Origin of the sequence: Haematobacter missouriensis (assembly GCF_000740775.1) — a bacterium.
Classification (GTDB): domain Bacteria; phylum Pseudomonadota; class Alphaproteobacteria; order Rhodobacterales; family Rhodobacteraceae; genus Haematobacter; species Haematobacter missouriensis.
In genome coordinates, this window is the sequence record NZ_JFGS01000064.1 from 1 (window position 1) to 7,022 (window position 7,022).

The 7,022-nt window shown below is 60.3% G+C and carries 5 protein-coding genes; 3 read left to right on the top strand and 2 right to left on the bottom strand.

The window, feature by feature from the left end:
- The first annotated feature begins 276 nt into the window (after window positions 1-276).
- From CG51_RS21200 to CG51_RS18280, 3 genes are read left to right on the top strand one after another with little or no spacing between them, the layout of a single operon-like run.
- The gene (locus CG51_RS21200) at window positions 277-468 is read left to right on the top strand and encodes a ribbon-helix-helix domain-containing protein (protein ID WP_084695285.1); all 192 of its coding nucleotides are present in this window, start codon (window positions 277-279) and stop codon (window positions 466-468) included.
- The gene (locus CG51_RS18275; RefSeq protein WP_051930870.1) at window positions 465-2,231 is read left to right on the top strand and encodes an Eco57I restriction-modification methylase domain-containing protein; all 1,767 of its coding nucleotides are present in this window, start codon (window positions 465-467) and stop codon (window positions 2,229-2,231) included. Before CG51_RS21200 ends, CG51_RS18275 begins: the two co-directional genes overlap by 4 nt.
- Window positions 2,228-4,006, top strand: coding sequence for an Eco57I restriction-modification methylase domain-containing protein (locus CG51_RS18280; protein ID WP_198947731.1), 1,779 nt, complete (start codon window positions 2,228-2,230; stop codon window positions 4,004-4,006). The genes CG51_RS18275 and CG51_RS18280 overlap by 4 nt, the downstream gene beginning before the upstream one ends.
- 7 nt (window positions 4,007-4,013) lie before the next feature.
- Here CG51_RS18280 and CG51_RS18285 read toward each other — a convergent pair whose 3' ends face one another.
- A complete protein-coding gene (locus tag CG51_RS18285) occupies window positions 4,014-5,765 on the bottom strand; it encodes an ATP-binding protein (protein WP_035747460.1) in 1,752 nt (583 codons plus the stop codon).
- Window positions 5,762-6,799 (bottom strand): SIR2 family protein, encoded by a 1,038-nt coding sequence (locus CG51_RS18290; protein ID WP_035747461.1) that lies wholly within the window; start codon window positions 6,797-6,799, stop codon window positions 5,762-5,764. The genes CG51_RS18285 and CG51_RS18290 overlap by 4 nt, the downstream gene beginning before the upstream one ends.
- Window positions 6,800-7,022: the final 223 nt, after the last annotated feature.

The window sequence follows — 7,022 nt, forward strand, 5'->3', positions numbered from 1 at the left end:
GGGCCATGCAGGATACCGATGAGAACTACATCTACTCCATAGCCCTCTAAAGCCCTCTTTGGTGGAGACCTGATTGGCGATGGCTTTGCAGCATAGAGGTGTGGGCCACTGCGGTAAACGCGGGTGTGTAGTCCCAGACATTGTGGAAGGGCGCCTAGGGCGATATCGGCTCTAGCAGAAAATCGTTAGCCTTCCGCAGAGCGAGTAGTGGATCGTGTTGCGCCTTGCACCGATGTGGTGCATGGTGGTGCAGAGGCAAATCACTTTAGAGCCGCTATGCAAAACGCACCACATGACCACGATGACAAGTCGGCTCACCGCCTGTCAGTCAGCCTGACAGCGGAGCAGCATAGGGAGCTAAACGAAATTGCCCGCAAGAATCGAGTATCAGTAGCATGGGTCGTCCGCGAAGCGGTTGACCGTCTCCTCAAGGAAGACATGCCTCTGCTTCATATGGGGAAAGAATGACTTCCGCTCGCACTAATAAACCCCGTGCTCCTAAGCCAAAGGTTGCTGCCTCTACTGTTGCGCCGCGCGGCCGATTCTCTGACCTGGACAAAGACAAGTTGCGAGGCGGGTATTATACGTCTGCGCAGGTCGCAGAGTGGCTCTGTGGATGGGCGATCCAGTCAGCTGATGACACTGTGCTTGAGCCGAGTTGCGGCGATGGTGCTTTCCTGGAAGCAGCCGCACGGCGGCTTCTATCGCTGGGCGTGACACCTGCGAAGATTCCACTTCACCTCACCGGTGTCGAGATCGTCACCGGTGAAGCGCGGGCGGCTATGGATCGCTTGCGCCCAAGCATTGGAAAATCGGCGGATAGCGTCGTTCGCAACTGCGACTTCTTCGGCTGGTGGGAGGGGGTCGATCAACCTTCTTTCGACGTGATCGTGGGCAATCCGCCCTTTATTCGCTACCAGTCTTTTCCCGAACCGCATCGTACCCGCGCTATGGCGATCATGGGCGACCAGGGGCTAAAGCCGAACCGTCTGACCAACATTTGGGTGCCGTTCGTCGTCGCGGCGACGGCCAGCCTGAAGCCGGGCGGCCGTCTGGCGCTCGTGCTACCGGCGGAAATCCTGCAAGTCACCTATGCCGCGCAGCTCCGCAGCTATCTGACCGATCATTTCAAGCGCATCGACGTAATCGCATGCAATGAGTTGTTCTTTGAGAACGCAGAACAGGAAGTTATCCTGCTGCTGGCGGACGGCGCTCTGGCATCGGCATCGGAAGGCAATGACTGCCGCGTGGCCCTCACGGCGGCGGAAACCGTTTCCGACATTACGGCCAGCAAACCGGCCCTTCTGCTGGAGCGGGCCGAAGTCAAAACGATTCGCCATGACAGCGAAAAGTGGCTGAAATACTTCCTCGACAACCGGCAGATCACCTTCATGCGGGCGCTGAGGGAAGCCGAGATCACCGCGCCCATGTCCGCCCATGCGAGCATCGACGTGGGTGTGGTCACGGGAAAGAACGAATTTTTCGTCCTGTCGGCTGATCAGGTCACCGCCTTGGGCCTCGAAGGATACACGACACCCCTCGTCTCCAGATCCGCGCAACTGAAGGGAAGTCAAATCGGCAAGGCCGACTGGAAATCCCTCGCAGCGGCCGGGGATCGCGTCCACCTCCTGAATATCAGTCGTATGCAGGCTCGTGAGTTGAACGCCAAGCTGCGCCGTTACATCGAAGAGGGTGAGCGCAAGGAATTTCATACCGGCTACAAATGCTCTATCCGCGAGCCTTGGTATCTGGTGCCGTCCGTGTGGGTGCCGGATGGCTTTGCCTTCCGGCAGATTTACGATTTCCCACGCATGGTGTTGAACGCCTCGGGCGCAACGTCCACGGACACGATTCATCGTCTCCGTAGTAAGGGGGCGAAGCCGGAGCGGATCATTGCCAATACCTACACCTGGCTCACAGCCGCCTCGGCCGAGATCGAGGGCCGCAGCTATGGCGGCGGCGTTCTGGAGCTGGAACCGACTGAGGCCGAACGGCTGATGATGCCGGCGAAGCTGAACGGCGCGATGTCGCTGACGGAAGTGGATCAACTGGTTCGCGCCGGGCGGCTGGATTCCGTGCTGGAAGAGAATGCGCGCATCGTTCTGCGCGATCATATGGGCCTGTCAGCGGCCGACTGCACGCTGCTGAAAAGCGTCTGGACGAAGATGCGGGATCGCCGGAACTCGCGGCGGCGCGGGGCCAGGAAGGCGGCGCAAGGCAATGCAGCATGACCGATGCGGACATAAAGGCCGCCGCGCGCGCCCGTGTCGAAGAGCTGGTGCAGAGCTTCAGGCGCAACGAAGCGGACTATCTGCGGCCCGCCTATAACGAGACGCAGGCCCGCACGGACTTCATCACGCCGCTGCTCCTGAAGCTGATCGAGGACGAAGGCGCGGCCGGCCTGCGCGATTACGTTGAGCGCACCGGCACGCCGGCCCTGCCGGAGCTGGAAGGAACGTTGCGGGCGGGCAACAGCCTCGTCAGCCAAGCAGAATGGGCGGCCGCGCGGGGCGTACTGCCGGCCCGGTTGCTGGAGAAGGTCAACCCGTTCTCGTGGGCCAACGAGTTCCCCGCCGAAACGGCACGGGGCGGGTTCGACGTGATCGTGGGGAATCCGCCCTATATCCGTATCCAGAACATGCAGGCGTACTCCCCGGAAGAGGCCGCTTTCTATCAGAACGCCGCCTCGCCCTACACCACGGCGCGGCAGGACAATTTCGACAAGTATGCGCTATTTATAGAGCGGTCATTGTCTCTTGTCCGGCCGGATGGGCGGCTCGGCTTCATCATCCCACACAAGTTCATGACGATTCAGGCAGGGCGGGCGCTCCGCCGCCTAGTAACGGCCGGTCACGTCCTTGAGGAAATCGTTCATTTCGGCGTGCAGCAGGTCTTCGGGCGGCAGGCGGCGAATTACACCTGCCTGCTGATCCTCGACCGGCAGGGCAAGGCCGATGTGACGGTGGAGCGCGTCGAGGCTTTGGAGCCGTGGCGCTACGGGACGCCCGGCCCCCGGAATGTGCTGCCGGCGGCCGAGCTGACGGATGATCCGTGGCAGTTCGCGGACAACGACACACGCGCGCTGTTCGCGCGCGTGCGGGCGGCTTGCGGCCGCGAGCTGGGGAACGCGGCGGAAATCTTCGTCGGCGTCCAGACCAGCGCCGATCCGATCTTTATTTTCCGTGCGGCGGCCGAGACGGCCGACACGGTGACGCTGCGGTGGGACGGCCGGGATTGGCCCATCGAGCGCGGCATTCTCCGGCCCTGCCTGCATGATGCCAGGCTCTACCCCTACACGCGCGCCGAAGCGAACGCATGGATGATCTTCCCCTATGAGATCGTCCACAACGGCACTCGCACCATGGCCCGACTGATCCAGCCGGCAGACATGGCGCGGCGCTTTCCGGTGTGCTTCGCCTATCTGACGGCTCGGCAAGTCGAGCTGGAACGCCGCAATGTCGTCGGCGGCACCGCCGCCGATCGGCAATTCTACCAGTTCGGTCGCTCCCAAAGCCTGACCAAATTTGACAGCCCGAAGATCATCCTTCCCATTCTCTCGCTCGAAGCCCGTTACGCTTACGACGAGAGCAACATCATGATGACCGGCGGCGGGAACGGCCCTTATTATATGATCCGCCCGCTGGACGGCGCGCCAGAAAGCCACTTCTTCCTGCTGGCGGTGCTGCATCATCCTCTGAGCGAAGCTATAGTCAGGACGCATACAAGCCCCTTCCGGGGCGGGTATTATTCGCATGGCAAGCAATTCATTGAGCATCTGCCGATTCCGCCGGCGACGCCGGCGCAGCGCACCGAGATAGAATTGCTGGTGCGCCAATTGATCGACGCCAACGATGCCATGCTGGCGGCACGCACACCGCGCCAGAAAACGCTCCATGAGCGCAACGCGGTTGAGCTGCGCGAACGGATTGAAGCCCGCGTCAGCGCGTTGTTTTCACTTTCAGCCAAAGATATGGCTGTGGCCAAAGCAGTGCCTGTACCTGCATGATTACAGATCAGCCGTTTCGAGATTGCCCCCGCAAGCATTCGATAGCCGACGCGATGGCAGCATCATCCGGTTTGGCCGATCCCCATTCCTTCCAGAAATCCCGCGTCGCGCTATCCGGTGCCACTTTTGGCATATCGAGCTTGATCCGCGTCGGCAGCAAAACCGCGTCACCCAACAACAGCGCCTCACCCGTATCAAGCAACGGCAAGATGCTCGTCAACCCAGCCAGCGAATCCGGCATCAGGCGCTTGATGACGCCCTGATCGGTTTCGTTCGTCAGGCGCAAAGCTAGGAAATTGTTGCACTGGCTGAGAATCGTCCGACTGACATCCGAGGGGCGCTGGCTCACCACCAACAGCGAGAAGCCGTATTTGCGGCCCTCTTTGGCGATCCGCTCGAATGATCCGAGGGCTTGGCGCTGGACCGCATCAGCGTCATCGCGAACCGGAAGATAGAGGTGCGCCTCGTCGCACAGCAGCGTAACCGGAGTCCGGGTCTTCCCGTTCATCCAGAACTGAACATCATAAAGTAACCTCGCCAGCGTTCCCGTCACAACGGGGAGCACGTCGGCGGGCACTTCGGAGAAGTCGATAACCTTGATGCCAGTGTCATCGCCCGATTGCAGCAGCTTGAGCACCTGCGCTGCAAGCCAGTCGTATTTCATCGCAGCGGGCGGCGGTGCGAACATGAAGCCGTAGCGACGATCGTCCAGCTTCGCTTCGAGGCGCGACAGGAACCGTGTCAGCTTATCTTCCCATTCGCCTTTTACTGGCGCGCCCTTAGCGCCGATACCTTTTGTCGTGTTGTCTGTGTTCAGAAGCCCTACCAACTGTTTGACATCGTAAGGAATGGGCGAATCGACGGTGTACGTTTTCTTGATGTCCGCCTTCCTCTCGGCATCAAGCGTCTGCCCTTTTAAGGAACGGACATGCAGCGTGAACCGCGACGCCTGATTGGGCGCGTTCTGGTCGCTGCGATCGAGGATCATCGACAGCATTTCATCACGGTTAAGCAGCCAGTATGGCAGGAACAGCGTGTCCTCGCCCGGATGTTCCAGATCGCCGGGACCAGCGACGCGGAAGCGCGTAGCGAATCCTCCGTTCGCCTTATCCGCCAACGGAGCGTATTCGCCGTGCATATCGAACACGATGATGTTTGGAAATTTCAGCTTGGCGGCCCGTTCGAGGATCAGTGCAACGGCCCAACTTTTGCCCGATCCGGTGCTTCCGAGGATCGCTGCGTGCCGCTGGAAGAACTTGTCGCCACTGGCGATCGCGTCGGCCGTCCGATCCGCGACGAACGTGCCGAGCTTGAGTCTTTCATCGGCTGAGAAACCTGCGCCCAGGATTCCCATGAAGCGCTGGAGGTTTCCGCCTTCAATGACGAAGCAGTCCCGGTCGATCTGCGGAAAGCTATCCGCACCGCGCTTGAAGGTATTCCGCCGATCTCCCTCCACCGTTCTGAACGTGCCGATCAACACGCCCTGGATCAGGTCGGTCGGCACCGCTGCCAAAAGCCCGCCATCGGCATCCTCATCGTCCGGGCCGGGCAATTCTTCCCTGATGCTGCGGGTGACGCGCTCGGTCATGGCGATGAGATATTCGCGCTCCGTCGCGCCGCGAATGGCGATGAGTTGTCCGATGCCGATCCGCGTGAGCAGAACGGAGTTCGTCACATCGATCGCAACACGGCTGGTATCGACCGACGCGACGCGTCCGATTTTATCCTCGTCAGCAAATTGGAGAGCGGCTTCAGTCATGGTTCAAGCACCTCGGCAACGAATGAGCCCAGATCCCACAGGTCCAGACCGGGAAAGAAAGTCTCGACGCCAGCGACAAAGACGCCAGAGCCGGAAACGCCAGCTTGTTCGGCGCGCTGAATCGCGATGACGTTGCGGCACTCGTTTACGAGCTTCACCGCGTTATCCGAGAGTCCGTAGGTCAAAAGGAGCGTGGGCACGCCACTGCGGATACGGGGCGTAAGGTGAGTTTCCAGGTGATCGTCGTTGAAGCCATAGCCGATCACGAGAAAGCGGCTGGCACGGTCGATCGCCGAATTTGCCCGTTCCCGATGGCGGTCGAACGGGCTTTCGTAGCCGTTGCGGAACTTGTTCAACCCCGGCGTGATGATAAGCCGCGGTAGATCGAGATCGCCAGAGTAGCGGACGGGCTTCCCGTCGCGGTGATACCAATCGAGACTGCCATGAGGTTTGAAGATATTGGCACGCGGACGATAACGATACTGTGCTCGTCCGGCCTTCAGCGTCACTTCCCGGCAGAAGCTCAAGCGGCTTTCCTGCTCGTTCAACTCACCTGCAAAATGGCCGACGAACAACGTATCGACGCCGAGGCCGGCTTCTTCCACGGCGACCTCAACCAAGCGATCATAGTTGGTCGTAACGACCGGAAGTCCGGTGTGAGGTTTCAACAAGTGCTTGACGAGCCCGGTAAAACGCAGCGTCCGGGTCCGCGAGAAAACTTCGGCAACGATTTGGCGCTCACGCATAGCGATCAGTTCGCCCGTGCGCGCAACGATCGCGATTTCCAGCCCTGTCGTCGGTGGCACTTCCAGAAGAGCCGCTTCGAGGCCCTTGGTCGGCAGGAGCGGTGAAATCGCGTTCCACCGATCTACCTCCGCTGCCGCCAAGCCTGCTGTCACTGTCGCATCGAGATGGGTGGCTAATTCGCCCATACCCGGCAGCCCTTCCGCACATGACAGACCCGAGCCGACAACCGTTACTAGGCCGTCTGTCAGATGCTGTTGCAACAGCAGTTTAAGCTCGTGAATGTCCAAGCGCGTCCTCTCGCCAGTCTCTTTGGGGACCGATTCGGTCAGTATGGCCGATGATCAATTCCTAAGCGATACCAACTATATCGCGATAGAATAACAAAATCGGCGATCAGGATGCTCGGCTTTCAGGTTCAGGGACTTTTCTCATCCTAATCCAGCTTTATGCCCGTCTCCCGCTACCGCTCACGCCGGGCGGGTTGCTTGGGGGCGCTGCCCCCTGGCGCGG

Bases quoted from the DNA above. Each gene is read 5' to 3' on its own strand.
- CG51_RS18285 (WP_035747460.1), bottom strand. From the start codon at position 5,765: ATGACTGAAGCCGCTCTCCAATTTGCTGACGAGGATAAAATCGGACGC.
- CG51_RS18280 (WP_198947731.1), top strand. From the start codon at position 2,228: ATGACCGATGCGGACATAAAGGCCGCCGCGCGCGCCCGTGTCGAAGAG.
- CG51_RS21200 (WP_084695285.1), top strand. From the start codon at position 277: ATGCAAAACGCACCACATGACCACGATGACAAGTCGGCTCACCGCCTG.
- CG51_RS18275 (WP_051930870.1), top strand. From the start codon at position 465: ATGACTTCCGCTCGCACTAATAAACCCCGTGCTCCTAAGCCAAAGGTT.